Consider the following 22,126-nt stretch of genomic DNA (forward strand, 5'->3'; position numbering starts at 1 on the left):
CCACCTAAACGCAATTAAATTGAGTAACGAAATTACTCACAATGTTAAAAATATCACCTTTTATATCATCACTCATGTCATTTGACAACTTTTTTAAAACCCCAGGATGCACAGTATGAAAATAATTAATAAGATCATGTTCAAATTTATTAATGTAACTTATTTGTATTTTACTTAACTGATTATATAGGTTAGAAAAAATATACATCAGCACTACTTGTTCTTCTATTGACATAGGTAAATGTTGTTTTTGCTTTAATAACTCGACAAGATATTTACCCTTATTCAAGGATAATTGAACACTAGCATCAAGATCAGAACCAAATTTTGCGAAATCTTCTAATTCTCTATACTGAGCTAAGCTTAGCTTTATAGAACCAGCAACTTTCTTCACAGACTTTAGTTGTGCAGCAGAACCAACCCGTGAAACTGACAAACCTATATTTACTGCAGGTCGAAATCCTTTATAAAATAATTCAGACTCAAGAAAGATCTGCCCATCGGTAATTGAAATAACATTTGTTGGCACATATGCAGATACATCACCAGCTTGAGTTTCGACAATTGGCAAAGCAGTTAAAGAACCCTGCCCTTTTTTATCAGACATTTTAGCAGCTCTTTCAAGCAAGCGAGAATGTACATAGAATATATCTCCAGGGTAAGCTTCACGACCAGGAGGACGTCTGAGCAATAAAGACATCTGCCTATATGCCACAGCATGCTTAGATAAATCATCATATATAATCAAACAATGCATTCCATTGTCACGGAAAAATTCCCCAATAGTGCAACCAGCATAAGGTGCTAAAAATTGCATAGGCGCGCAGTCAGATGCACTAGCCACAACTACAGTTGTATACTCTAATGCTCCGCTTTCTTTCAGCTTATTTACCACTTTTGCTACTGTTGAAATTTTTTGCCCAATAGCAACATAAACACAGTAAACTTTTTGATTTTCGTTTACCTCATCGTTAATCTTCTTCTGATTGATAATAGTATCAAGCGCAATAGTAGTTTTACCAATTTGTCTATCACCAATAATTAATTCACGCTGCCCTCTACCTATTGGAATTAGCAAATCTATAATTTTAATTCCTGTTTGCAGTGGCTCATGCACAGACTTACGATCAATAATGCCTGGCGCTTTAGATTCTATATCCATTCTGTTTTTGGCTCTAATTTCCCCACCGTCGTCCATAGGATGGCCCAACGCATTTACAACTCTCCCTAACAATTCATGCCCTACAGGCACCTGCACAACATCACCACTACATTTTACAACGTCCCCTTCTTTCACATCACGGTCATTACCAAGCACAACTATTCCAGCCGTATCATGATCTAAATCGAGAACTATTCCTTCTACACCACTTGCAAAAAATACCTTTTCACCGAATTTTGCTTTTTCCAGCCCATAAACCAATGCGATACCATCTGTTACTGAAATTACTTCACCTATATTTTCCCGCTTTATAGGATTATCAAACGTCTCAACCTTTTCTCTTATTATACTTGCTATCTCAGAAACATTCATACTGTTCTTCATACAAAATTCCTTACTTTTAATATTTCCATTTTACTTAAGTCAACTAACCTATCCAAGTAACTTTTTAGCGAAGCATCGATCAAATTAAAACCATACCTAACTACGAAGCCACCTAGTATAGAAGGGTCAACCACATTGCTTACTTTTATTATTTTACCAAGAAAGCTCAAAGATTCAGTAATTATTTTTATATCAGATTCCTTTAAAGTTTCTGCTGACTTTATAGTAATTTCGAATTCATTTTCATTTTCTCTTGCAAGACTTAAGAATTTTTCTAATATAAGGATCAATAAACTAGAGCGTTTATTTGCAAATATAACCATAATAAATTTTACTAAATTCTCACTCAAGTGCTCATTTATAGAAAGCATCACTTCTTTTTTGTGTGCAAAAGAAATCATAGGATGAGATAGGTACACAAAAACATCACGTTGATCCTTAAAAAAAGCCAACAAAAATTCTACTTCTTTCCTTATAATACCTAACCTGCTTCCTGAGACATGAAATAGCACTCTAGCGTAAGATGAAACTAAATTATTGTATTGGGTCTTTTTCATATTAAATCCAGTAAATCTAATTAAATCCAGTAAATCTAAATTAATTCAGCTACAAATCTTTCATTCTTCAATCCAAGCATTTTTTATATAAACAGGTCTTCTCTTTAAGGAAAGAAAATATAAATCATATCTGACTGAATAATCTAAAAAACTAAGGTTTTTACTTAAGAAATACTTAGAAGAATTTATAATAGACTGACATTGAAGATGAGATATCGGTATTTCTTTTCCAAGTAAACTTGTTTTAACTTCTATAAAAATCAGCTCCTTTTTTTTAGATACAATCAAGTCAATTTCACCGAACTTACAACGGTAACGGCGTTTTATAACACTATACCATTTCAGTTTTAAATATACTAAAACTAATAACTCGCCAAAGTAACCTACAAAGTAGCGTAACCTACTTACCACAAGAAGAACAATTATGATAACAATTAACTTTGTGTAACTACTTTGCCTCCTTCTTTATTTTTACTATAAACCTTACCTCTTGCTGCAATATCCCTATCAACCAGTTCTATCACTGCCATTGAAGCGCAATCACCCTTTCGAGTGCTAAATTTTATTATTCTAGAATACCCACCTTTACGATCTTGATAACGGCTGGCTAAGACGTTTAATAACTTATCAACTGCTAACTTACTATTATGAAGGCGTGAAAGCAAAAGTCTTCTACCATGTAAAGTATTCTTATTCTTAGCAATTGTAATAAACTTTTCGACATATGGACGAAGTTCCTTAGCTTTTGGTAAAGTAGTTACAATCTGCTCATGGTTAATTAATGAGATAGATAGATTCTTTAACGTCGATAATCTATGTTCAGTACAACGAGATAGTTTACGTTTTTTTATTCCATGTTTCATATATCACCTAATCTTCATCAGTATGTTGTTTAGCCAACTCATCTATATCCTTAGGTGGCCAGTTTAGCACATTCATACCCAAAGACAAGCCAAAATTAGTCAAAACTGCCTTAATCTCATTCAAAGACTTTCTGCCAAAATTAGCAGTTCTTAACATTTCACCTTCTGTCTTTTGCACAAGATCACCTATATAAGTGATGTTTTCGTTTTTCAGACAGTTATGAGACCTGACAGATAATTCCATTTCATCTACCTTACGCAATAAGACAGGGTCATAACCCAAATCTTTAGCACCACTAGACGAAGAAACCTGCGATTTTTTATAACTTACATCAGAACTAATAAAGGGCTGAAGTTGCTCCTGTAATATTCTTGCAGCAGAGTCAACAGCTTGACTCGGAGAAATTGTACCATCAGTTTCAATTGACAATATCAGCTTATCCTTATCAGTCACTTGGCCAACACGACTGTTCTCTACCCTGTACGAAACCCTGTTGACAGGGCTATACAAAGCATTAACTGGAATAAAACCAATTAAATCCTGTTCACTCATAAGCTTCAAAAGTTCGTTTTCTTTATACTTAATTACAGGAAGATAACCTTTTCCGCTAGCCACATATATGGTCATGTTAAGCTCTACATTTTGCCCCAGCGTACATATTAATAAATCCTTATTCACAATAGAGCATTGATCATCAGTTTCTATCATCCCAGCTAATACCTGGCAAGGCCCTTTAGCGTTTAAATTTAAGCATTTATTAGAAGCACCATTTAATTTACACCTCAACATACCCATATTTAATACTATATCAGTTACGTCTTCTCTCACCCCTTGAATTGAAGTGAACTCATGAGTTACACCTTCAATTTTTATTCCATAAACAGCACTACCTTTAAGAGAAGATAACATTACACGTCTTAATGCATTACCTAATGTTAAAGCAAAACCACTTTCCAACGGTTCCAGCACTATATCACTTTTTTCACTTGAATCATCTGATATTACCTTAACTGAACTAGGTTTAATCAATTTATCTAAATTGCTACAGAGAGAAACATCATTATTATAATACATAAAACAACCTTTTCAAATATCCTATACTCTTCTTTTTTTTCTTAACCTGCACCCATTATGAGGAATTGCGGTTTTATCTGCAATTGAAGTCACAGTCAACCCACAGCTCTGAAGTGCTTTAACCGCAGCTTCGGTACCAAAGCCAGGACCGCGAATTATTACAGAGACAACCTTCATACCAAATCTCTCCATTGCGTTCTTCGCAGCAGACTCCGCAGCCTTACCTGCAGCATAAGGTGTGGATTTTCTCGAACCTGAAAAACCACATGCACCCACAGAAGTTTGACATAGCGTATTACCATGAACATCAGTTACATTTACAAAAGTATTATTAAAAGTTGCACGAATATGGACAACACCAGTAATAAACTCCTTCTTACTCTTACTAACCGTTTTGACTTTTTTCATTAAAACTCACAATAATAATAAATTTTATTTTTTCCCAGCAATAGGCAACCGAGATCTACCTTTACGAGTCTTAGCATTAGTATGAGTCCTTTGCCCTCTCACAGGTAAACCTTTTCTATGTCTCACCCCTCTATAGCATCCCATTTCCACTAAAGATTTTATGTTCATAGCCACTTCTTTTCTGAGCTCACCTTCTATAACATAATTTTGTCTAATGAAACCGCTGATCTTTTCTATATCTTCATCTCGTAATTCTGAAACACGTTTGCGCTTATCAACTTCGCAAGCGTGACAAATTACATTCGCAGTAGCAATACCTATACCATATATATAAGTTAATGCAAAAGGAACACATTTCCTCACTGGAATATTTATGCCTGCAATACGTGCCACTGGTACCTCGATACTTTATTAATAACAACTCTTAATTTATACCATAAAACAACTCAGAGTCAAACCAAATTACAAGAAATTTTACTTTCAATCTCTTGCGTTACCTCATCAACACTCAAATTAGCGTCAATTGTTAATAATTTGCCTTTATAATACTCGCGTAAACCTTTCATTTGAAGGTGATATTCACTTATTCTCTTATTAATTGCAGACATATCAGCATCATCAATTCTTTTCTCTAACCTCGTACTTTTACATTTAGCACAAGTAGTACTCTTAAAAGAAGATACACTATATATGCTTTTACAGTCCAAACACGCGAGACGATTTTTTAACCTATCGATTGCAATATTATCGTCAAGCTGCAGCTCAACTACAATGTCAACATCCCTATTATATTTTTCTTGCAAAACTTGAGTCAAAAAATGAGCCTGGTTTAAATTTCTCGGAAAACCATCTAATAAGCAATTATCATCCACTAATGCAATCTGGTCACGTAATAATCCACATATAATTTCATCTTGAATTAAATTACCAGATTCCACGGTACCCTTTATTTTTTTACCTAACTCACTACTGCTGGATATAATATTCCTTAATAAATCCCCTACTGAAATTAATTTTAAATTATATTTTGCTATTAACAAGCTTGACTGAGTACCTTTACCAGAACCTGGAGGACCAAAAATCGTAATGATCATCTTACTTTCCTCGTTTTAGACTCATATTTCTTTATCCAGTTGTCGTACCTATTTGAAAAAATATAAGATTGTATTTGCATAATAGTATCAGTAATAACGTTCACTATAATCAGTAAGCTCGTCCCACCAAAAATAAATGGTATATCATAATAATATCTCATAACTTCAGGTACAGTACATATGACTACCAAATACGCAGAGCCAATGAATGTCAACTTAAAAACTATATCTTGAAGGTAATCAGAAGTATGTTTCCCAGGCCTTCTACCAGGTATAAAACCACCATTTTTTTTAAGAAAATCTGCGTTTTCCTCTGGATTAAATATAAAATTGGTATAGAAAAAATTAAAAAATACTATCAGCACCAAATAGGCTACAATATATACTACTTTATTTGCCATAAAGTAATTCAAAATAAAATCAGAAAAAGCGTGCCCCTTATAGAAATTTGCAATTGAAATAGGTGTCAATAAAATTGCATTAGCAAAAATGGTTGGTACTACACCAGATAAATTAATCTTCAATGGAATATAAGTAAAATCGTCATTATGTAATCTTTTAAATTGCTTTTTAGGATGTTGAACAATAACCTTTCTATAAGAAGACTCTACAAAAATGACTAAGAGTAGCAGCAAAAAAAACAATACCAAAACAAAAAGGATAATAAATAACGATACGCTACCGTTTTTATTTAACGTTAACAAAGATGACAAAGCGCTGTGTAACTCTGATATTATACCCGTGAAAATGATTAATGAGATACCATTGCCTATACCGCTAGCGCTGATTCGTTCACCAAGCCATATTAAAAGCATAGTTCCACCTAAAAGGCTGAAAACACCTATTGTACGAAACATAACACCAGGTTCGATTACAACCAATACCCCTTCCCTATTCATCCCTTCCAATCCAACCAAAATTGGAATTGATTGAAATACACAAATTACTATGGTCAGATAGCGTATATAAGAATTCATCTTTCTACGGCCTGACTCTCCATCATTCTTAACTTCCTTCATTCCTTTAATCGCAGAAGAAAGTAACTGAATAATGATAGAAGCCATTATATATGGCATAACGTTCAATGCTAGAATTGTCATTCTAGCCAATGCACCACCAGAAAATAAATTAAATACTCCAAAAACGCCTGAGCCATCTTTGGGAAATATATCATTAATTACATCAAGATTAATTCCAGGAATAGGGACATAAGTACCCAAGCGATAGCAAATTAAAGCTATTAGCGTAAAAAATATACGCTTTAATAAATCGCCTTTATATAACAACGTAGGATCCAAGCTATTAAATGCTGATTTATTGCCCATGACTTACGATAGTATTTCCACACTACCACCAACTGAAGCTACAGATTTTTTTGCAGCTTCTGACGCAAAATCAACATGAAACACAAATTTTTCGCTCAACTTACCTTTATTAAGAAGTTTAATTTTATCCTTAATAGACTTTATAAAACCTAATTTATACAGCCTCTCCTTATCTATAACAGAGTCTTTCACTATTTTTTTAGCTTCCATTAAGCGCTGTATATCGCCAACATTAATTATAGAGTATATGCTCCTACGTATAGGCTTAAAACCTCTTTTAGGCAAACGAGTATATATAGACTGTTGTCCACCCTCAAAACCATTTATAGAAACTCCACTTCTAGCCTTCTGCCCTTTATGCCCTCTACCGGATGTTTTACCTTTACCACAACCGATACCTCTACCCAGCAACTTAGGCTTCTTTTTCTTAGATAATTTAGTAAATATAGAGTTTAATTTTACAGCATTATTCATACTTTACCTGTTTCCAACTATCTCGCTAATCTTTTTGCCTCTTTTGCTTGCTACCTGACGAGGAGATAACATACTATCAAAAGCCTTAAACACCGCACATATAACGTTATGAGGATTATTTGATCTAGTGGATTTAGCTACCACATCCTTTATACCTAACACCTCAAAAACTGATCTAATCGCTCCACCAGCAATAATACCTGTTCCGGCTCTTGCGGTTCTTAAAACTATCTCACCAGAACAAAATTTAGCTTTAATATCATGATGCAAAGTTCTACCTTCACGCAAGTACACTCTAATCATTGATTTCTTTGCAGCATTTACAGCTTTGACTCTTGCTTCAGCAACTTCTGCGTGCTTACCTATTCCACACCCTACCCTACCCTTCTCATCGCCAACAACAACCAAAATTGAAAATGAAAATCTTCTACCACCTTTGGTAACCGTTGTCACTCTTCGTACCGAAACTAAAAGCTCTGATAAATCATTATTATTTTGTAAATTCTTTATAGCCATATTCAAAACCTTCTAAAATTCAAATCCAGAACTTCTTAAAGCCTCAGCAAATTGAGAAACTAATCCTGTGTATTTATACGCTCCACGATCAAACGTAAGCTGCTGCTCTAATTTCATGCCAGACAGACGCTCAACCATTAAAGAAGAAACCTGTTTTATAGTTTCAGCGTTGACTTTCCCTTTACATACATCCTTAATTTTAGCATCCAAAGTAGAAGCTGAAGTGAGAGTTATTCCTTTTACATCATTAATTAACTGGACATAAAAATGCCTATTAGATTTAAATATGGATATACGTAAACGTTCAGCGCTCTTGTCAAGCTTCGCTCTATTACGTAACTTCCTTTTTTCAGAATTACTTAAAAAATTATACGATCTTTTCATTTTTATTACTTCTTTTTACTTACAACCTTACGCAGCATAAATTTGCCTTTTATTACAACACCCTTACCTTTATAAGGATCATATTTTCTAATTTTGCATATATCAGACGCCACCATATAGACCTTCTGCTTATCCATACCACTAACTACTAAGTGAGTTGGCTTTATGCACTTAATCTCAACATCTTTAGGCACTTTATATTTAACATTATGGCTATAACCAAGATATAAAGTCAAATACTTACCATCACACTCTGCCTTATATCCCACACCGTTAATCTCAAGATTAACAGAAAAACCATCAACCATGCCGTTAATGATATTATTAATATTACTCCTATAAGTGCCCCACATAGGCTTTATTTTATCATAATTATCTTTATCTTGATCAACAGAAAGCAATAGCTGATTATCAATAATCTGACACACAACATCCCTGATCAAGCTAACTTCCTTTTCAGCCTTAGCACTCTTTATTAACATACTACCATTATTATATTCAACTGAAACACCAGCAGGAATATTGATAGGAGCAGCACCTATACGAGACATGAATTTCTCCTATTATTTAAAACACACGACACAAAACTTCTCCACCAACCTTTAACTTATGTGCATTATAATCAGTCATCACTCCTTTGGGTGTCGATATAATAAAAATACCAAGACCATTATATGCTTTAGAAATGTCCTTATACTTAGAATAACGACGACAACCAGGCTTTGACACCCTAACTATGTCACTAATTACAGGTGACTTCTCATAATACTTCAATTTTACAATGAAAGAAGGTAAATTATCTACAACTTGCTTTTCATAATCAAGGATATACCCTTCCTCTTTTAAAATCTCCAATATAGAAGAATTCATCTTAGAAAATAGTACCCTTGTTGCCCTATGCATTGCCAATTGAGCATTACGTATCCTTGTTAAAAAATCACCAATACTATCAGATAACGCCACAATATACTCCTTATATTATATTTACCAACTAGACTTTGTAACTCCTGGAATTTGCCCAAAAGAACATAAATCACGCAAAACAATTCTACATAAACCAAATTTTCTATATACTCCTCTTGGTCTCCCAGTTAAAGCACACCTATTTCTAATTTTGGTTTTAGAAGAATTTCTAGGCAATTTTTTAATTAATTTATTTTGAGCTGTAAACCTTTCTACAATAGACAAATTCTTATTATTTATTATAGATTTCAATTTTTCTCTTTTTTCTTTATATTGATCGCACAACTTTATTCTGCGAAGATTTCTTTCTATCATAGATTTTTTTGCCATATATTTCTCCTCTCAATTAATCAAAAAAAGGAAATTTAAGAGCCAGTAATAATTCCTTTGCTTCCTTATCACTAACTGCACTTGTTATAATATTAATATCCATACCTCTAATTTTACTTATTTTATCATAGTCTATTTCTAAAAACGAGATATGTTCCTTTATACCAAAGGAAAAATTACCATTACCGTCAAATTGCTTCACACTAAATCCTCTAAAATCTTTTTCCCTTGGCAAAGCAATATATATCAATCTTTCTAAAAACTCATACATTTTATCTCTACGCAAAGTTACTTTGCAACCTACTGTAGCACCTTTTCTGATCTTGAAGCCAGAAATAGATTTTTTTGCAAAAGTTGATAAAGGCTTCTGCCCAGCAATCAAATATAGGCTATCAAGTGGTTCATTTATTGCTTTACTATCTGTAGCAGCATCTCCAACGCCCATATTGATACACACCTTGACAAGTTTAGGCACTTGCATTATATTGCCGTAATTAAACTTATCCTTCAAGGACTTTACTATGCTATCTTTATACAATTCTTTAAACATATCAACCTAATCTATCACTTCTCCAGAAACTTTTGCAAAACGCACCTTTCTACCGTCTATAACCTTAAACCCCACTCTAGTTGGAGTTTTATATTTAGGGTCCAATGTTGCAACGTTGGATATATCAATAGCTAACTCTTTATTTAATATACCACCACTACTACCAGCTTTTGGTTTAGTATGTCTCTTATGCACATTCACTCCAGAAACAATTACTTTCTTTTTAGCATCACGTGCTATAACTTTGATTACCTTACCAATTTTTCCCTTATCTTTACCAGTTAAAACTATAACGTCGTCACCACTTTTTATTTTAGCACTCATTATAAAACCTCAACAGCTAATGACATTATCTTCATAAAAGAACCAGATGATAACTTTTTTACCGGACCAAACACCCGAGTGCCAAGTGGTTCACCTTGATCGTTAATCAAAACTACAGCATTGCTAGAAAAACGAATTACAGAACCATCAGATTTTCTAATAGGGCTTTTCACCCTCACCACAACTGCTCTATATACTTTTCCCTTCTCAACTTTCCCTCTTGGAGTAATAGATTTAGTAGATACAATAACTGTGTCACCTATAGATGCAGACTTTCTACCACCCAATAAACCAATACAAAGCACTGCACGCGCGCCAGAATTATCAGCTACTTCCAACAATGTATTTTTTTGAATCATATAAATATCCTATTCAATGTGAGCTATTAACAATAACCCATTTTTTAGTAGTAGAAATAGGCTTGTGTTCTTGTATTAAAACCTTGTCCCCTTCTTTACAACTATTATTCTCATCATGTGCTGTATACTTCTTGTATTTTTTTATAACCTTTTTATACAGCTCATCCTTATACACTTGTAATACCGAAACCTTTACAGTCTTATCACACTTAGCCTTAGTTACAGTACCACAAAAAACCTTTTTAGGCATTCTTTTCCTCTCTTCTTCTTTTATTTAATGTAGTTAAAATACGAGCTATGCTCTTTCTTATTAAGCTAAAACGCGAAATATTGTTGCACTGGCCCAGCTTCTTTTGAAAAACCAAATTAACAAACTCTTTTCTCAAATTCACAAGAATTTCATGCAATTCTTGCGAGGACCTCGATTCAATGTCAGCTATATCCATTGCAACTCCATTTAATTATGATTAGATACAAATTTACACTTCATAGGAAGCTTAGCAGTTGCCTTTTCAAGCGCCAATCTTGCTAAATGCATGGGAACATCACTGCTAATTTCAAACAACATTCTACCGGGCTTAGCTTTAAATACCCAAAACTCAACACTACCTTTCCCTTTACCCATACGCACATCCGCCGGCTTTTTACTAACAGGGGTATCAGGAAAAATTCTTATCCACACTTTACCAGAGCGTTTTAATGTTCTAGATATTACACGCCTTGCAGTTTCAATATGCTTAGATTGAATCCTACCTGCTTCCATAGCCTTTAGACCATAATCTCCAAAAGATAATGTGCTACCACCTTTCGTGTTACCCTTAATTCGTCCTTTAAATACTTTTTTATATTTACTTTTTTTAGGAATAAACATTTCAATATACCTAATTAGTTACCAATATAAACCCAGACCTTAACTCCTATGATGCCATATATAGTTTTTGCTTCAGCAAAAGCATAATCTATATTAGCACGTAAAGTATGCAAAGGCAAACGGCCTTCTTTATACCACTCAGTACGAGCTATCTCAGCTCCGCCAAGGCGCCCAGAACAACTTACTTTAATACCTCTAGCACCCATCCTCAAACAACTTTGAATAGCTTTTTTCATCGCTCTTCTAAATGAAACCCTTTTTTCTAACTGCTGTGCAATGCTGTTTGATATTAAAACTGCATCTATTTCAGACCTTTTAACCCCTACTACATTCACTTCCACATTATTTTTTACTTTTTCAGCTATCTTTTGCTTTATCTTCTCAATATCCGAGCCTTTCTTACCTATTATCACTCCAGGTCTAGAAGAATGTATTATTACAGATACCAAATCGATCGTACGCTCTATAATTACTTTAGAAACACCAGCATGCTTAAAAGATTCATTTATATAACTGCGAATAGATAAATCTTGATGCAACCCTTGTTTATAACCCTTCTCAGCATACCAAATAGATGACCAAGTATTAATTATTTTTAACCTAAATCCTTTAGGATTAACGTTTCCCATATTTTTGCACTTTCCTTATTAATTTTCTATTTTTATGAATCATATAATTTCCCCCAATTTTACAGTTATATTACTATAACGTTTACTAACTCTATTAGCTCTACCCATAGCTTTTGGACATACCCTACGCAAAGTAAGAGACTTACCTATTAAAATTTCTTTTATATATAAATTATCGATATCCAATCCATAATTTTGAGCATTAGCAATCGCAGAATTTAATACCTTCCTTATAAGACCTGCAGCTTTCTTTTCACAAAATCTTAATTGCACAGTGGCAAAAGAAACTTTTTTATTACGTACTAAACCAGCAACCAAATTCAATTTACGAGGAGTTGATTTTAAAACCCTAGAACCAGCTTTAACTATTACATCTCTGTTTTTCATATCAATTACCTTCTTGTCGCCTTTTTATCACCACTATGCCCAGTAAATTTACGAGTGGGTGAAAACTCACCAAACTTATGACCTATCATATTCTGATCATTAACATTCACAGGAATGTAATCCTTACCATTATAAACAGCAAACTTTAAACCTAAACAATTAGGAAGAATTACAGAAGCCCTGGAATGAACTTTTATAGCCATGTTAACAAACCCCTTGTTTAAAGCATTATTCACCGACTTTAATATAGAAGGATGACAAAAAGGAGGCTTCCATGCAGATCTACTCATAAACTAACCTTTCAATTGTTTTATATACTTATCACTAGATTTATTTCTCCTTCGAGTTTTCTTTCCTTTTGTTGCAACACCCCAAGGAGTAACAGGATGACGACCACCAGAGGTTTTTCCTTCCCCGCCTCCATGAGGATGGTCAACCGGATTCATTGCAACTCCACGTACAGTAGGTCTAATCCCAAGCCACCTACTTCTCCCAGCTTTACCCAACTTTCTATTCTTATGGTCAGGGTTAGATACTACACCAATAGTAGCCTTGCAAGAAGATAAAATCAACCTAATTTGACCAGACCTGAGTCGTAATAAAACATATTGGCCATCACGACCAACGATTTGTGCATAACAACCAGCAGCTCTAGCAATCGCAGCACCATTACCTGGCTTCAGCTCAACATTATGAACGAAAGAACCAACAGGTATATGCTTGAGTAGTAAACAATTCCCTGGCAAAATATCAGCATCATTCCCAGCTGTAACAACATCACCTGGCTTCATACCTTGAGGAGCTAATATATAAGACTTAATATCATCTTCCTTATATGATATTAACGCCAAAAACCCACTTCTATTTGGGTCATACTCTATTTTTTCAACTATACCTTGACCACTTCTATTACGCTTAAAATCTATCACTCTATACTTCTTTTTGTGACCACCACCCCTATGACGAGTTGTAATTCTACCATGATTATTTCTTCCACCACTGGACTTTTTACCGGATGTAAGAGACTTTTCTGGCTCATCTTTTGATAAACCAACTTTACTTACTAACACAGTCCCACGAGAAGACGGAGTAACAGGATTAAAAAATTTCATACCCATACTAAACGCTCATTATATCTAATTTTTGACCATCCATCAAAGAAAAATAAACTTTCTTTTTCTGTTTTTCACAACCAATCACACCCCTAAAACGCCTATATTTAGGCTTAATTCTAACAACATTTATAGAAGAAATTTTAACATCAAATAGAGACTCTATTGCCAACTTTATTTGACGCTTATTTACATTTACAAAAACATACAAAGAATATTTATTAAACTTCTCCCTCAAAAAAGAGGCCTTTTCTGTAATTATAGGAGATTTTATTATATTATTATATTTGATCATAACAATCTACCTTCAAGATGCTTTAAAGTATCCTTTGTCAACATCACGCATTCGTGATTCAATATATCAAAAACATTTAACCCAATAGGTTTGATTAAGTCTACATAGTGCAAGTTTTTAGCCGCACGCAACAAATCATCTCCATAATCACCAACTATCAAAAAGGAAGAAAATTTAAAATTTTTAATACATTTACACATTTCAGACGTTTTCTTCACATCAATATTTAAATTATCCAGAATAATTACTTGATTATTTAAATACTTTAGAGATAAAGCAATTTTTAAACCAAATTTGCGTACCTTCTTATTAAGAGAATAAGTATGACTCCTCACAACAGGGCCGAAAATAATCCCACCACCTCTAAATTGAGGAGATCGCAAGCTCCCTTGTCTTGCCCTACCAGTACGTTTTTGACCATAAGGTTTAGCTGTTGTACCAGAGACATCACTAATACCTTTTGTTTTATGAGTACCAGCTCTTCTCTTCGCTAATTGCCATCTCACTATATCATGCAAAATACTCAATTTTTGCTTAGCAGAAAATATCAAAGGATTGAGCTGAGCAGTACCTACATTATCATTAGATAGATTAACTAAATTACATTCCATAACTAACTTACCAAATTACTAGCATCATCATTTACATCTAACAGTAAACCTACCGGAAAAGGAACATCTTTATGTAAAGATTTTTTAACTGCATCTCTTACAAAAACATAGGAATTTTTAAACCCAGGAACATTATTACCCTTCACAGCAATTATACTATTTTCATGATCAATGGATAATATCTTCATATTTTGTGCAGTTATCCTGCTGTTACCTAAATGACCAGCCATTTTCTTTCCTTTGAATACTCTACCAGGATCCTGACATTGGCCAGTGGAACCTTGTGATCTGTGAGCAATAGAAACACCATGAGATGCCCTAAGCCCACTGAAATTATGCCGCTTCATCACACCAGCAAATCCTTTACCTATAGAATAACCCGTAATATCAAGATATTGACCAACCACAAAATGATTGATTCCCACTTTTTTACCACATTCTATTCCCGACAGGTCATTTAATCTACTTTCGTATAACTTACATTTATTATTTATACCCTTTTTCCTTAAATATTCCAACTGAGGTTTTGCTATATTTTTAAAATCTCCTGTGCCTAAAATGACTGAATTATAGCCACATTTATCTTGTCCTTTTATATCAATAATATAAGTTTCGCTGAGATGCAATAAAGTTACAGCCATGCGACTATTGTCAGAATACATAGCAGTATGACCAATATTCATCATTAGTAAACCAATTCTCCTCAGCGAATTTATTCTCTTCATTTCCTTCTCCTAAACCTTAACTTCCTTGACTTTTAAATCCACTTCTACGCCAGCAGAAAAAGATAAACCTGTAAGCATCTGCATCATAGTAGGAGTAAGATCATGTAAAACAATCAAACGCCTAGAAGTTCTCATTTCAAACTGTTCACGAGATTTTTTATCAACGTGAGGAGATCTATTAACAATAAATTTAGAATCTTTCCTTGGCAACGCAATCGGACCAGATAATTTTGCACTGGACCGCTTTAATTCATCAACAAATTTTCGAACACACTCCTCCAATAAAGAACAATCGAAAGCCTTAATGTTAATATATATATCTTGCTTCATCTTAGTTACTACACTCACTCCAAAATTTCAGAAACAACACCAGAACCAACAGTTCTACCACCTTCTCTTATCGCAAAACGCAATCCCTTATCCATTGCTATCGGTACTTGCAATTCTACTTCTACACTCACATTATCTCCTGGCATTACCATCTCCTTCCCATCTAGCAATTTTATGCTCCCAGTTACATCCGTTGTCCTTAAATAAAACTGTGGCTGGTAATTCGCAAAAAATGGTGTATGCCTTCCCCCTTCCTCTTTCTTTAATATATAAACCTCCGCCTTAAACTTTCTATGCGGTGTTATCGTCCCCGGTTTCGCTAATACTTGCCCTCTCTCCACTTCTTCTCTTTTTGTTCCTCTTAACAATATTCCTACATTGAGCCCTGCACTTCCCTTATCCAGCAACTTCTTAAACATCTCAACACCTGTGCATATCGTCTTTTGCGTCGCTTGCAGACCTATTATCTCTATCTCTTCTCCCGTCTTTATCTCTCCCTTCTCTATTCTTCCTGTTACCACTGTTCCTCGCCCCGATATCGAAAATACATCTTCGATTGGCAATAAAAATGGTAAATCCACAGGCCTTGGTGGAACCGCTACATATTCATCTAACTTTTCCATCAATTTGTCTATTGATTTCTTTCCATATTCGCTGCTGTCATCCTCCAGCGCCTTGAGTGCTGAACCAACCACCACAGGCACTTCATCCCCTGGAAATCCGTATTTACTCAGTAATTCCCTCACTTCCATTTCTACTAAATCTATCATATCAGCATCAGCAACATCAGCTTTATTTATATACACCACGATATATCCAACACCTACCTGCTTCGCCAGCAATATATGCTCTCTCGTTTGTGGCATTGGCCCATCAACCCCCGACACTACCAATATCGCCGCATCCATCTGTGCTGCACCTACTATCATGTTCTTTACATAGTCAGCGTGTCCAGGACAATCAACGTGTGCATAATGCCTTTTTTCCGTCTGATACTCAACATGCGCTGTTGCTATCGTTATCCCCCTCTTCCTTTCTTCTGGCGCTTTATCTATCTGATCGTACGCTACAAAATTTCCATAATGCTTCGTTATCGCCGCTGTTAACGTCGTCTTCCCATGATCCACATGCCCTATTGTTCCCACATTTACATGCGGCTTTCCAAATGCTTCCACTATTGCTGTCATAATTTAAACTTTTCCACCTAAAATACAAATACATCAATAAATAATATGTTGATTTTATAAAAATACAACAAAAAAAAGAGCGGATAGTGGGAATCGAACCCACGCCACTAGCTTGGAAGGCTAGAGCTCTACCATTGAGCTATACCCGCACAATGGAGGAGGTAGGATTCGAACCTACGTACGCTCACGCGGACAGATTTACAGTCTGTTACCTTTAACCACTCGGTCACTCCTCCGCAAAAATTTGTTAAGAGAATACTATTTTAGCATCTTAACTTAAGCTCTTATTGTATTTAATACTAAACGCCTAAAATTAAAAAATCAAGCAATAAAACCTACCCTGATTAAAATCACGCAGATTTCATTTTATACAACACAATATTGTCAATAAAACGTTTAAACAAATAATGCGAATCATGCGTACCTGGCGCTTCTTCTGGATGGTATTGCACAGAAAAGACTGGGTAATCCTTCATCATTATTCCCTCTACACTATTATCAAATAGAGAAATGTGAGTAATTTCAACATTACTTAGAAGAGAAGCTGAATCAACAACGAAACCATGATTTTGGCTAGTGATCTCAACTTTTCCACTAATTACATCATAAACTGGATGGTTACTCCCTCGGTGACCTATATCCATCTTGATGGTCTTTGCCCCCAAAGTAATCGCAAGTAATTGATGGCCCATGCATATGCCAAAAATTGGTATTTTAGATTTTATAATAATGTCTATTTCTGAAACTACACTTTCTCCTATTTCTTGCGGATCACCAGGACCATTTGAAAGCACTATACCATCTGGATTCATACTCAACACTTTTTGAGCAAAACCTGTGCTTGGTCTGATTAATTCAACTGTACAACCAAGTTCTATTAAGCGTGAAACTATACTGATTTTTACGCCAAAATCAACGATTACAACCCTATATTTTGCATTAAGGTCTCTTTTAAAATTACTATGCAAGCTAACTTTATTGGTTATTTCTATCCCATTTACAGGTTTGTATTTCTTCAATTCATCCAACACATGCGTCTCGCTTGACGGGTATATCATTCCATTTTGAGATCCATGTTCTCTCAAATGTCTCGTTAAAGCTCTAGTATCAACTCCTGATATCCCAATCACGTTATTTTTCTCTAACCAATCATTTAAACTGATATATGAAGAAGAGTGGGACATAGAAGAAAGTTCACGCATAACCACACCACTTGCAAAAATTTTCTTTCCTTCATTATCTTTATGGTTTACTCCAATGTTACCAATATGAGGAAAAGTGAACGTTATAATTTGATCGGCAAAAGAAGGATCAGTTATAGTATGCTGATACCCGGTCATACCAGTGGTAAAACAGATCTCACCTATGCACTTGCCTTTTTTACCTACTGATTTTCCCCAAAAGCATTTACCATCTTGTAAAATTAAAACTGCGTCCTGCACTTCATTATCTATTTAACTGATTCAAAACAGTATACAAGAATTTCAAATAATACGTAACTCTTTCTAAAACTCCAAATTCAACCATAAGGCGGCGAAGAACAATATGAAAAAAATTTTTAACACGCCCTTCCATAAAATATGTTGACTATCTCCGTATTTTATATTAGATATATTTAGTAGTTAAAAAATAGAGAGGTTAGTTATCATGCTAAGTGGGTTTCAGTCTAAAAATAAGTTACTGATTGCAGGAGCTGGTTTACTATTCTTTACGATGGTGTTGCCATCATTTTTTCTCTTAGCAAAAATAGCCATAGGATTAGCTATGACCGCAATTGCAATAATCGCGGTAAAAATTGTCTCAAAAATAATATCAAACGTTCTTGAAGAGAAGGAAGCAGGTCAAAATCAGGAAGCACAACAAACAACACAAAGTAAAATTATAAACCTGGCTATTGGATTAACATCTATATTGGTAGGAGGATTATCAATGCTCATTATAGCAAAAACTGGCTTGATTGCAGCATGTGCAGCTATAACTGCTTTAGCTCTACACGAATATGTTAAAAATGAAGAAATAGGAAAAGATATAAACAATAAATTCGATAAGGTAGCTGACGGTATCACTGACTTTATTGTTAGCAGTGTTGAAAAACTTATTCCAACAAAGCCGCCAGGCATAACAGCCTAAACTGTCTCCGTTCAGCAGAGTGGTTTAAGAAACAATAGATAGAAGGTTTTGAAAAGGGTTCAGCCTCCTTTGTTTCCAAATTAAGTATAATGAAATTATCTTTTCGTATCCGTTCAGGAGAGTGGTTTAAGAAACAATAGATAGGAGATTTTGGAAAGGATTGAGACCCCTTTGTTTCCAAGTTAAGTATAATGAAATTATCCGCTCAAGGAATGTATTTCCCCGCTTTGATTGTGTAAAATATGAGTTTTTGCGATAAACGACATAATGCCGAATTTGCCGTTCAGCGTGGTTATTTGTCAGCGGAATATTTTCTGGGTCATCTAAAAATTTCCACATCATTCTTTCAGATCTCAGAACATTTTTTGCAACTCGAGAGGCTCCAATTGCTTCAGGTAAACGAGATATCTCCTTCAAGTAATACTTTGTACGTTTTCTTAATTTTCTGGCACGTCTGACAAACCTCAAAACATCTATCTCACTTTTTAGTAAAGCTTTTTTTAGTGCAAATAATTCAGTGGCCACGTTTCTCAAGTAACAACCCAGAACTTTAACTTCAACTATGTGCTAACCTTTCAAAATCTCTTGATAAATGTGCCCAACAGATTTGCCTGTTTTTATCGGCAAAATAATTGTATGCTGCATACCTGTCAGTTATTACCAAGCTATTGCGATTGCAGAATTTACTATTTTGTAAAACTTTCATTCCTCTTGACTCTGTAAATTTTACAAAACTTGCCGTATTGCTTGCAAACATCCAACACCAAGCGAGTTTACCTTTGTTATAATGGCTCGTTTCATCAATATGTAGAACTTTACTCCTACTTATCTCTTGTTCGATCTGCTCATACATTTTTTTGCATTTTGAAGCAACTCTATGTTCACTATTTGATATGCTACCGACGCTTATGTTCAAATTGAAGATATCATTTACGACACTCGCTATTTCGCGTTTTGAATTTTTGTAGAATCCGCTGAACGCTGCAATTATTGACTTAACCCTTGGACCAAATGTATCTGGCGTAACACCTTCCGGTAACTTGCTACTTCTTCTCTTTCCGCATCTCCGACAACGGCCATGTTCTAACTGATATTCCACTACATAAGGCTTGATTTCTGGAAGATCAACTTTCTGATGAATATATGGTTTTTCACATATTGCAATTTCTCCTCCGCATTCGCAAGTATTAGGCAACTCTATCTTTACTACTTTATCTGCATCCATGTTGGCGCGAAAACTTCCTTTATGACCAACCTGACCGCCAATATTCCTTTCGCTTTTCGGCTTATTCTTTTTTATTTTATACAACTCTTTGGAACTTGGTATTGATGAATTTTTTGAGCTTAAACCGAGTCTTTCTCTTAACTCAGCATTTTCTATCTTTAAAGCCTTATTTTCTGCTTTTAAACTTTCATTCTCTTTTTCCAATCTTTCTATTTTTGCTTCTAACCTTTCTATTTTTTGCTGTAAATTTTTGCAAAGTTCTAAAAGGTTTACCATATTACTTCACTTTTGCTCTATGATTATCTTCTTAGATCACCTTGTCTACCTTATTCTGCCACTCCGCTGAACGGATACATCTTTTCTGCTTTTAAACTTTCATTCTCTTTTCTATTTTTTGCTGCAAATCTTTGCAGAGTTCTAAAATATCTTACCTCACTTTTGCTCTATGATTATCTTTATTATCCTGTTTCGTCTACCTTATTTGCTACTCTCTTGAACGGACTCTCTCTTGAACGAACACTCTACAGTTACTCTTTCATCAATAGCTGAGCGAGGTGCACCGGAACCAGGTACAACAATATTTTCGTGCGATTGCGTACTCTTCTTTTCCTCATATGGTATTTGCTTAATGAAATGTGCTGCTAAAACTTCATGTAAAGCTTTACCTTTTATAAGCACAGCCTCGTTTTGCTTAGCTAATTCTAAAATTTCCTTTGGTTCAACATCTTTACCGTCAATAGTTGATTTTTTAATACTAACTTGACCTAAATTTATATTTAGAACAACAGCGCAGTTAAGGTCTTTTCCAGATTCATCTTTTGCACCGCAACTAATTTCGATGTCACATATTGCAAATTCTGTAAAGGAGTAGTTCCTCTGTTGTTTCTCATTCTTCTCAATTGTTACTATTCTTTTATCATTACTGTATATTTTTACTCTTTGTACCTCATTTTTAATTGTTTCCATCCTTTTAGTCTTTTCGCTAAAAAGACGACTAGTTTCTAAACTCTGTCCAGGTTTAGTAATGCTGATACTAAGATTATCATAATGATTAACAAGATGTCCTGCCTTTTTGTCTGGCCAATAACATCCATCAAAGAAACCAATTAGATCATATTTGTTTAGAAATTCTTTTGCATCATTCATTCCTTCGTCAATTCGAAGAAGATATCTACCCAACCTTCTTTTAAAATTTTCTTTTAACTCCTCCTGATCTTTAGAAGTAAGCTTCTTATCCAATATATCCATTATTTCTCTTTGCTTACTTAATACCACATAGTTAAAAAGGAAAATGCTCTCCTTCTCCCGTCGATAATAGTTTGCTATTTTGTCAAATGGATCTGCTGGCCGGCCGTTATTATAATTTACAGAATCAGAAGAATCTTGACATTTATTATCCTTAAAATTGAAATTCAATTTTTCAAAATCTGATAACACTTCTTCTGCCCTATCTTTAAAAGACCGAAGTCTATCTTGAAGTTCTTTTCCATAACTCATTCCTTTGTCAATTTGAAAAACATATTGACTATATTTCTTTCTAAACTCCTCCTGTTCTTCGAGAAGAGGAAGATTCCTATCTAATATATCAATTATTTCTTTCCGCTTATTCAATATCACGTAATTAAAGAGGGAACTCTTCCCCTTCTTTTCATAATCGTCTGCTATTTTGTCAAAACACTTATTATCCTTAAACTCCAATTTCTCAAAATCTGAGAGCACACTTTGTACCTGAGTCTCATCGAATTGAAGATTTGCTTGAGGAGATAGAAGAGTCAACTTTTCTTCACTTTCCTTGGTACTCTAATTTTTGTAAAAACCATTCAATAGATTTACAATACTAGAAAACATTTCACACC

33 protein-coding genes, 2 tRNA genes and 1 pseudogene are annotated in these 22,126 nt (G+C 34.5%); 1 reads left to right on the forward strand and 35 read right to left on the reverse strand.

Features of this window, described 5'->3' with window-relative positions; all coding sequences use genetic code 11:
- Nucleotides 1–4 precede the first annotated feature (4 nt).
- From atpA to carA, 33 genes are all read right to left on the reverse strand, one after another.
- Nucleotides 5–1,546, reverse strand: a complete 1,542-nt coding sequence (atpA, locus tag AACH21_RS05240) for a F0F1 ATP synthase subunit alpha (protein WP_012673176.1) — start codon at nucleotides 1,544–1,546, stop codon at nucleotides 5–7.
- Complete coding sequence (gene atpH, locus AACH21_RS05245; protein WP_010962742.1) at nucleotides 1,543–2,103, reverse strand: ATP synthase F1 subunit delta; 561 nt, start codon at nucleotides 2,101–2,103, stop codon at nucleotides 1,543–1,545. The genes atpA and atpH overlap by 4 nt, the downstream gene beginning before the upstream one ends.
- Before the next feature lie 60 nt (nucleotides 2,104–2,163).
- On the reverse strand, nucleotides 2,164–2,514 hold the full coding sequence (locus tag AACH21_RS05250) for a YraN family protein (protein ID WP_338482384.1): 351 nt from the start codon (nucleotides 2,512–2,514) through the stop codon (nucleotides 2,164–2,166).
- Nucleotides 2,515–2,537: 23 nt separating this feature from the next.
- Complete coding sequence (rplQ, locus tag AACH21_RS05255) at nucleotides 2,538–2,966, reverse strand: 50S ribosomal protein L17 (protein WP_007550873.1); 429 nt, start codon at nucleotides 2,964–2,966, stop codon at nucleotides 2,538–2,540.
- A 7-nt stretch (nucleotides 2,967–2,973) separates the two neighbouring features.
- Complete coding sequence (locus tag AACH21_RS05260; protein WP_077188176.1) at nucleotides 2,974–4,041, reverse strand: DNA-directed RNA polymerase subunit alpha; 1,068 nt, start codon at nucleotides 4,039–4,041, stop codon at nucleotides 2,974–2,976.
- A 21-nt stretch (nucleotides 4,042–4,062) separates the two neighbouring features.
- Nucleotides 4,063–4,449 (reverse strand): 30S ribosomal protein S11, encoded by a 387-nt coding sequence (rpsK, locus tag AACH21_RS05265; protein WP_015589137.1) that lies wholly within the window; start codon nucleotides 4,447–4,449, stop codon nucleotides 4,063–4,065.
- Between the two features lie 24 nt (nucleotides 4,450–4,473).
- Nucleotides 4,474–4,842: a 30S ribosomal protein S13 gene (gene rpsM / locus AACH21_RS05270; RefSeq protein ID WP_010962745.1), complete on the reverse strand. Its 369-nt coding sequence runs from the start codon at nucleotides 4,840–4,842 to the stop codon at nucleotides 4,474–4,476.
- Between the two features lie 59 nt (nucleotides 4,843–4,901).
- Nucleotides 4,902–5,543 carry an adenylate kinase family protein gene (locus AACH21_RS05275; protein WP_077188177.1) on the reverse strand — a complete coding sequence of 214 codons (642 nt, stop codon included), beginning with the start codon at nucleotides 5,541–5,543 and terminating at the stop codon, nucleotides 4,902–4,904.
- Nucleotides 5,540–6,868: a preprotein translocase subunit SecY gene (secY, locus tag AACH21_RS05280; protein WP_010962747.1), complete on the reverse strand. Its 1,329-nt coding sequence runs from the start codon at nucleotides 6,866–6,868 to the stop codon at nucleotides 5,540–5,542. Before secY ends, AACH21_RS05275 begins: the two co-directional genes overlap by 4 nt.
- A gap of 3 nt (nucleotides 6,869–6,871) precedes the next feature.
- Nucleotides 6,872–7,342: a 50S ribosomal protein L15 gene (gene rplO / locus AACH21_RS05285; protein WP_006279863.1), complete on the reverse strand. Its 471-nt coding sequence runs from the start codon at nucleotides 7,340–7,342 to the stop codon at nucleotides 6,872–6,874.
- 3 nt (nucleotides 7,343–7,345) lie between these two features.
- Nucleotides 7,346–7,858 carry a 30S ribosomal protein S5 gene (gene rpsE / locus AACH21_RS05290; protein WP_010962748.1) on the reverse strand — a complete coding sequence of 171 codons (513 nt, stop codon included), beginning with the start codon at nucleotides 7,856–7,858 and terminating at the stop codon, nucleotides 7,346–7,348.
- A gap of 12 nt (nucleotides 7,859–7,870) precedes the next feature.
- Entirely contained in the window at nucleotides 7,871–8,242 is a 372-nt protein-coding gene (gene rplR, locus AACH21_RS05295) for a 50S ribosomal protein L18 (RefSeq protein ID WP_006279867.1), read from the reverse strand.
- A 5-nt stretch (nucleotides 8,243–8,247) separates the two neighbouring features.
- Entirely contained in the window at nucleotides 8,248–8,793 is a 546-nt protein-coding gene (gene rplF / locus AACH21_RS05300; RefSeq protein WP_007551152.1) for a 50S ribosomal protein L6, read from the reverse strand.
- Nucleotides 8,794–8,809: 16 nt separating this feature from the next.
- On the reverse strand, nucleotides 8,810–9,205 hold the full coding sequence (rpsH, locus tag AACH21_RS05305; RefSeq protein ID WP_007551150.1) for a 30S ribosomal protein S8: 396 nt from the start codon (nucleotides 9,203–9,205) through the stop codon (nucleotides 8,810–8,812).
- A gap of 21 nt (nucleotides 9,206–9,226) precedes the next feature.
- Nucleotides 9,227–9,535: a 30S ribosomal protein S14 gene (rpsN, locus tag AACH21_RS05310; protein WP_006279345.1), complete on the reverse strand. Its 309-nt coding sequence runs from the start codon at nucleotides 9,533–9,535 to the stop codon at nucleotides 9,227–9,229.
- A 16-nt stretch (nucleotides 9,536–9,551) separates the two neighbouring features.
- Nucleotides 9,552–10,085, reverse strand: a complete 534-nt coding sequence (gene rplE, locus AACH21_RS05315; RefSeq protein ID WP_010962750.1) for a 50S ribosomal protein L5 — start codon at nucleotides 10,083–10,085, stop codon at nucleotides 9,552–9,554.
- Between the two features lie 6 nt (nucleotides 10,086–10,091).
- Nucleotides 10,092–10,409, reverse strand: a complete 318-nt coding sequence (gene rplX, locus AACH21_RS05320) for a 50S ribosomal protein L24 (RefSeq protein WP_006279347.1) — start codon at nucleotides 10,407–10,409, stop codon at nucleotides 10,092–10,094.
- Entirely contained in the window at nucleotides 10,409–10,768 is a 360-nt protein-coding gene (gene rplN, locus AACH21_RS05325; RefSeq protein ID WP_006279348.1) for a 50S ribosomal protein L14, read from the reverse strand. The genes rplX and rplN overlap by 1 nt, the downstream gene beginning before the upstream one ends.
- Nucleotides 10,769–10,781: 13 nt before the next feature.
- Nucleotides 10,782–11,018, reverse strand: a complete 237-nt coding sequence (rpsQ, locus tag AACH21_RS05330) for a 30S ribosomal protein S17 (RefSeq protein WP_007549925.1) — start codon at nucleotides 11,016–11,018, stop codon at nucleotides 10,782–10,784.
- Nucleotides 11,011–11,214, reverse strand: coding sequence for a 50S ribosomal protein L29 (rpmC, locus tag AACH21_RS05335; protein ID WP_006279350.1), 204 nt, complete (start codon nucleotides 11,212–11,214; stop codon nucleotides 11,011–11,013). The genes rpsQ and rpmC overlap by 8 nt, the downstream gene beginning before the upstream one ends.
- 11 nt (nucleotides 11,215–11,225) lie before the next feature.
- Nucleotides 11,226–11,639: a 50S ribosomal protein L16 gene (gene rplP, locus AACH21_RS05340; RefSeq protein ID WP_010962752.1), complete on the reverse strand. Its 414-nt coding sequence runs from the start codon at nucleotides 11,637–11,639 to the stop codon at nucleotides 11,226–11,228.
- A 14-nt stretch (nucleotides 11,640–11,653) separates the two neighbouring features.
- Nucleotides 11,654–12,268, reverse strand: coding sequence for a 30S ribosomal protein S3 (gene rpsC / locus AACH21_RS05345; protein WP_010962753.1), 615 nt, complete (start codon nucleotides 12,266–12,268; stop codon nucleotides 11,654–11,656).
- A gap of 39 nt (nucleotides 12,269–12,307) precedes the next feature.
- On the reverse strand, nucleotides 12,308–12,655 hold the full coding sequence (rplV, locus tag AACH21_RS05350) for a 50S ribosomal protein L22 (protein WP_007549821.1): 348 nt from the start codon (nucleotides 12,653–12,655) through the stop codon (nucleotides 12,308–12,310).
- 5 nt (nucleotides 12,656–12,660) lie between these two features.
- Complete coding sequence (rpsS, locus tag AACH21_RS05355) at nucleotides 12,661–12,945, reverse strand: 30S ribosomal protein S19 (protein WP_006279181.1); 285 nt, start codon at nucleotides 12,943–12,945, stop codon at nucleotides 12,661–12,663.
- Nucleotides 12,946–12,948: 3 nt separating this feature from the next.
- A complete protein-coding gene (rplB, locus tag AACH21_RS05360) occupies nucleotides 12,949–13,773 on the reverse strand; it encodes a 50S ribosomal protein L2 (RefSeq protein WP_015589143.1) in 825 nt (274 codons plus the stop codon).
- 1 nt (nucleotide 13,774) lies between these two features.
- On the reverse strand, nucleotides 13,775–14,062 hold the full coding sequence (locus AACH21_RS05365) for a 50S ribosomal protein L23 (RefSeq protein ID WP_015589144.1): 288 nt from the start codon (nucleotides 14,060–14,062) through the stop codon (nucleotides 13,775–13,777).
- Nucleotides 14,059–14,673, reverse strand: a complete 615-nt coding sequence (rplD, locus tag AACH21_RS05370) for a 50S ribosomal protein L4 (protein ID WP_012673183.1) — start codon at nucleotides 14,671–14,673, stop codon at nucleotides 14,059–14,061. Before rplD ends, AACH21_RS05365 begins: the two co-directional genes overlap by 4 nt.
- A gap of 2 nt (nucleotides 14,674–14,675) precedes the next feature.
- Nucleotides 14,676–15,398: a 50S ribosomal protein L3 gene (gene rplC / locus AACH21_RS05375; protein ID WP_338482386.1), complete on the reverse strand. Its 723-nt coding sequence runs from the start codon at nucleotides 15,396–15,398 to the stop codon at nucleotides 14,676–14,678.
- Nucleotides 15,399–15,407: 9 nt separating this feature from the next.
- Nucleotides 15,408–15,728 carry a 30S ribosomal protein S10 gene (gene rpsJ / locus AACH21_RS05380; protein WP_012673184.1) on the reverse strand — a complete coding sequence of 107 codons (321 nt, stop codon included), beginning with the start codon at nucleotides 15,726–15,728 and terminating at the stop codon, nucleotides 15,408–15,410.
- A 14-nt stretch (nucleotides 15,729–15,742) separates the two neighbouring features.
- The gene (tuf, locus tag AACH21_RS05385; RefSeq protein ID WP_253303165.1) at nucleotides 15,743–16,915 is read right to left on the reverse strand and encodes an elongation factor Tu; all 1,173 of its coding nucleotides are present in this window, start codon (nucleotides 16,913–16,915) and stop codon (nucleotides 15,743–15,745) included.
- A gap of 78 nt (nucleotides 16,916–16,993) precedes the next feature.
- A tRNA-Gly gene (locus AACH21_RS05390) sits at nucleotides 16,994–17,064 on the reverse strand.
- A gap of 4 nt (nucleotides 17,065–17,068) precedes the next feature.
- Nucleotides 17,069–17,151 (reverse strand) — tRNA-Tyr (locus AACH21_RS05395).
- A gap of 114 nt (nucleotides 17,152–17,265) precedes the next feature.
- On the reverse strand, nucleotides 17,266–18,357 hold the full coding sequence (gene carA, locus AACH21_RS05400; RefSeq protein ID WP_236514842.1) for a glutamine-hydrolyzing carbamoyl-phosphate synthase small subunit: 1,092 nt from the start codon (nucleotides 18,355–18,357) through the stop codon (nucleotides 17,266–17,268).
- Between the two features lie 205 nt (nucleotides 18,358–18,562).
- Between carA and AACH21_RS05405 the strand changes: the two genes are divergently transcribed.
- A complete protein-coding gene (locus AACH21_RS05405; RefSeq protein ID WP_077188183.1) occupies nucleotides 18,563–19,045 on the forward strand; it encodes a hypothetical protein in 483 nt (160 codons plus the stop codon).
- Between the two features lie 126 nt (nucleotides 19,046–19,171).
- Here the strand turns inward: AACH21_RS05405 and AACH21_RS05410 are convergent.
- Together AACH21_RS05410 and AACH21_RS05415 are read right to left on the reverse strand one after the other, a co-directional pair.
- Nucleotides 19,172–20,546: pseudogene (locus AACH21_RS05410) on the reverse strand (IS66-like element ISWen3 family transposase).
- 201 nt (nucleotides 20,547–20,747) lie between these two features.
- Complete coding sequence (locus AACH21_RS05415; protein ID WP_338482388.1) at nucleotides 20,748–22,046, reverse strand: hypothetical protein; 1,299 nt, start codon at nucleotides 22,044–22,046, stop codon at nucleotides 20,748–20,750.
- Between the last annotated feature and the right edge of the window lie 80 nt (nucleotides 22,047–22,126).

Source organism: Wolbachia endosymbiont (group A) of Ophion costatus, assembly GCF_963969245.1.
GTDB classification, from domain to species: domain Bacteria; phylum Pseudomonadota; class Alphaproteobacteria; order Rickettsiales; family Anaplasmataceae; genus Wolbachia; species Wolbachia pipientis.

Excerpts from the sequence above, each read along its gene's own strand:
- atpA (WP_012673176.1), bottom strand. The coding sequence starts at position 1,546 with ATGAAGAACAGTATGAATGTTTCTGAGATAGCAAGTATAATAAGAGAA.
- atpH (WP_010962742.1), bottom strand. The coding sequence starts at position 2,103 with ATGAAAAAGACCCAATACAATAATTTAGTTTCATCTTACGCTAGAGTG.
- rplQ (WP_007550873.1), bottom strand. The coding sequence starts at position 2,966 with ATGAAACATGGAATAAAAAAACGTAAACTATCTCGTTGTACTGAACAT.
- AACH21_RS05260 (WP_077188176.1), bottom strand. The coding sequence starts at position 4,041 with ATGTATTATAATAATGATGTTTCTCTCTGTAGCAATTTAGATAAATTG.
- rpsK (WP_015589137.1), bottom strand. The coding sequence starts at position 4,449 with ATGAAAAAAGTCAAAACGGTTAGTAAGAGTAAGAAGGAGTTTATTACT.
- AACH21_RS05275 (WP_077188177.1), bottom strand. The coding sequence starts at position 5,543 with ATGATCATTACGATTTTTGGTCCTCCAGGTTCTGGTAAAGGTACTCAG.
- secY (WP_010962747.1), bottom strand. The coding sequence starts at position 6,868 with ATGGGCAATAAATCAGCATTTAATAGCTTGGATCCTACGTTGTTATAT.
- rplO (WP_006279863.1), bottom strand. The coding sequence starts at position 7,342 with ATGAATAATGCTGTAAAATTAAACTCTATATTTACTAAATTATCTAAG.
- rpsE (WP_010962748.1), bottom strand. The coding sequence starts at position 7,858 with ATGGCTATAAAGAATTTACAAAATAATAATGATTTATCAGAGCTTTTA.
- rplR (WP_006279867.1), bottom strand. The coding sequence starts at position 8,242 with ATGAAAAGATCGTATAATTTTTTAAGTAATTCTGAAAAAAGGAAGTTA.
- rplF (WP_007551152.1), bottom strand. The coding sequence starts at position 8,793 with ATGTCTCGTATAGGTGCTGCTCCTATCAATATTCCTGCTGGTGTTTCA.
- rpsN (WP_006279345.1), bottom strand. The coding sequence starts at position 9,535 with ATGGCAAAAAAATCTATGATAGAAAGAAATCTTCGCAGAATAAAGTTG.
- rplE (WP_010962750.1), bottom strand. The coding sequence starts at position 10,085 with ATGTTTAAAGAATTGTATAAAGATAGCATAGTAAAGTCCTTGAAGGAT.
- rplX (WP_006279347.1), bottom strand. The coding sequence starts at position 10,409 with ATGAGTGCTAAAATAAAAAGTGGTGACGACGTTATAGTTTTAACTGGT.
- rplN (WP_006279348.1), bottom strand. The coding sequence starts at position 10,768 with ATGATTCAAAAAAATACATTGTTGGAAGTAGCTGATAATTCTGGCGCG.
- rpsQ (WP_007549925.1), bottom strand. The coding sequence starts at position 11,018 with ATGCCTAAAAAGGTTTTTTGTGGTACTGTAACTAAGGCTAAGTGTGAT.
- rpmC (WP_006279350.1), bottom strand. The coding sequence starts at position 11,214 with ATGGATATAGCTGACATTGAATCGAGGTCCTCGCAAGAATTGCATGAA.
- rplP (WP_010962752.1), bottom strand. The coding sequence starts at position 11,639 with ATGTTTATTCCTAAAAAAAGTAAATATAAAAAAGTATTTAAAGGACGA.
- rpsC (WP_010962753.1), bottom strand. The coding sequence starts at position 12,268 with ATGGGAAACGTTAATCCTAAAGGATTTAGGTTAAAAATAATTAATACT.
- rplV (WP_007549821.1), bottom strand. The coding sequence starts at position 12,655 with ATGAAAAACAGAGATGTAATAGTTAAAGCTGGTTCTAGGGTTTTAAAA.
- rpsS (WP_006279181.1), bottom strand. The coding sequence starts at position 12,945 with ATGAGTAGATCTGCATGGAAGCCTCCTTTTTGTCATCCTTCTATATTA.
- rplB (WP_015589143.1), bottom strand. The coding sequence starts at position 13,773 with ATGGGTATGAAATTTTTTAATCCTGTTACTCCGTCTTCTCGTGGGACT.
- AACH21_RS05365 (WP_015589144.1), bottom strand. The coding sequence starts at position 14,062 with ATGATCAAATATAATAATATAATAAAATCTCCTATAATTACAGAAAAG.
- rplD (WP_012673183.1), bottom strand. The coding sequence starts at position 14,673 with ATGGAATGTAATTTAGTTAATCTATCTAATGATAATGTAGGTACTGCT.
- rplC (WP_338482386.1), bottom strand. The coding sequence starts at position 15,398 with ATGAAGAGAATAAATTCGCTGAGGAGAATTGGTTTACTAATGATGAAT.
- rpsJ (WP_012673184.1), bottom strand. The coding sequence starts at position 15,728 with ATGAAGCAAGATATATATATTAACATTAAGGCTTTCGATTGTTCTTTA.
- tuf (WP_253303165.1), bottom strand. The coding sequence starts at position 16,915 with ATGACAGCAATAGTGGAAGCATTTGGAAAGCCGCATGTAAATGTGGGA.
- AACH21_RS05405 (WP_077188183.1), top strand. The coding sequence starts at position 18,563 with ATGCTAAGTGGGTTTCAGTCTAAAAATAAGTTACTGATTGCAGGAGCT.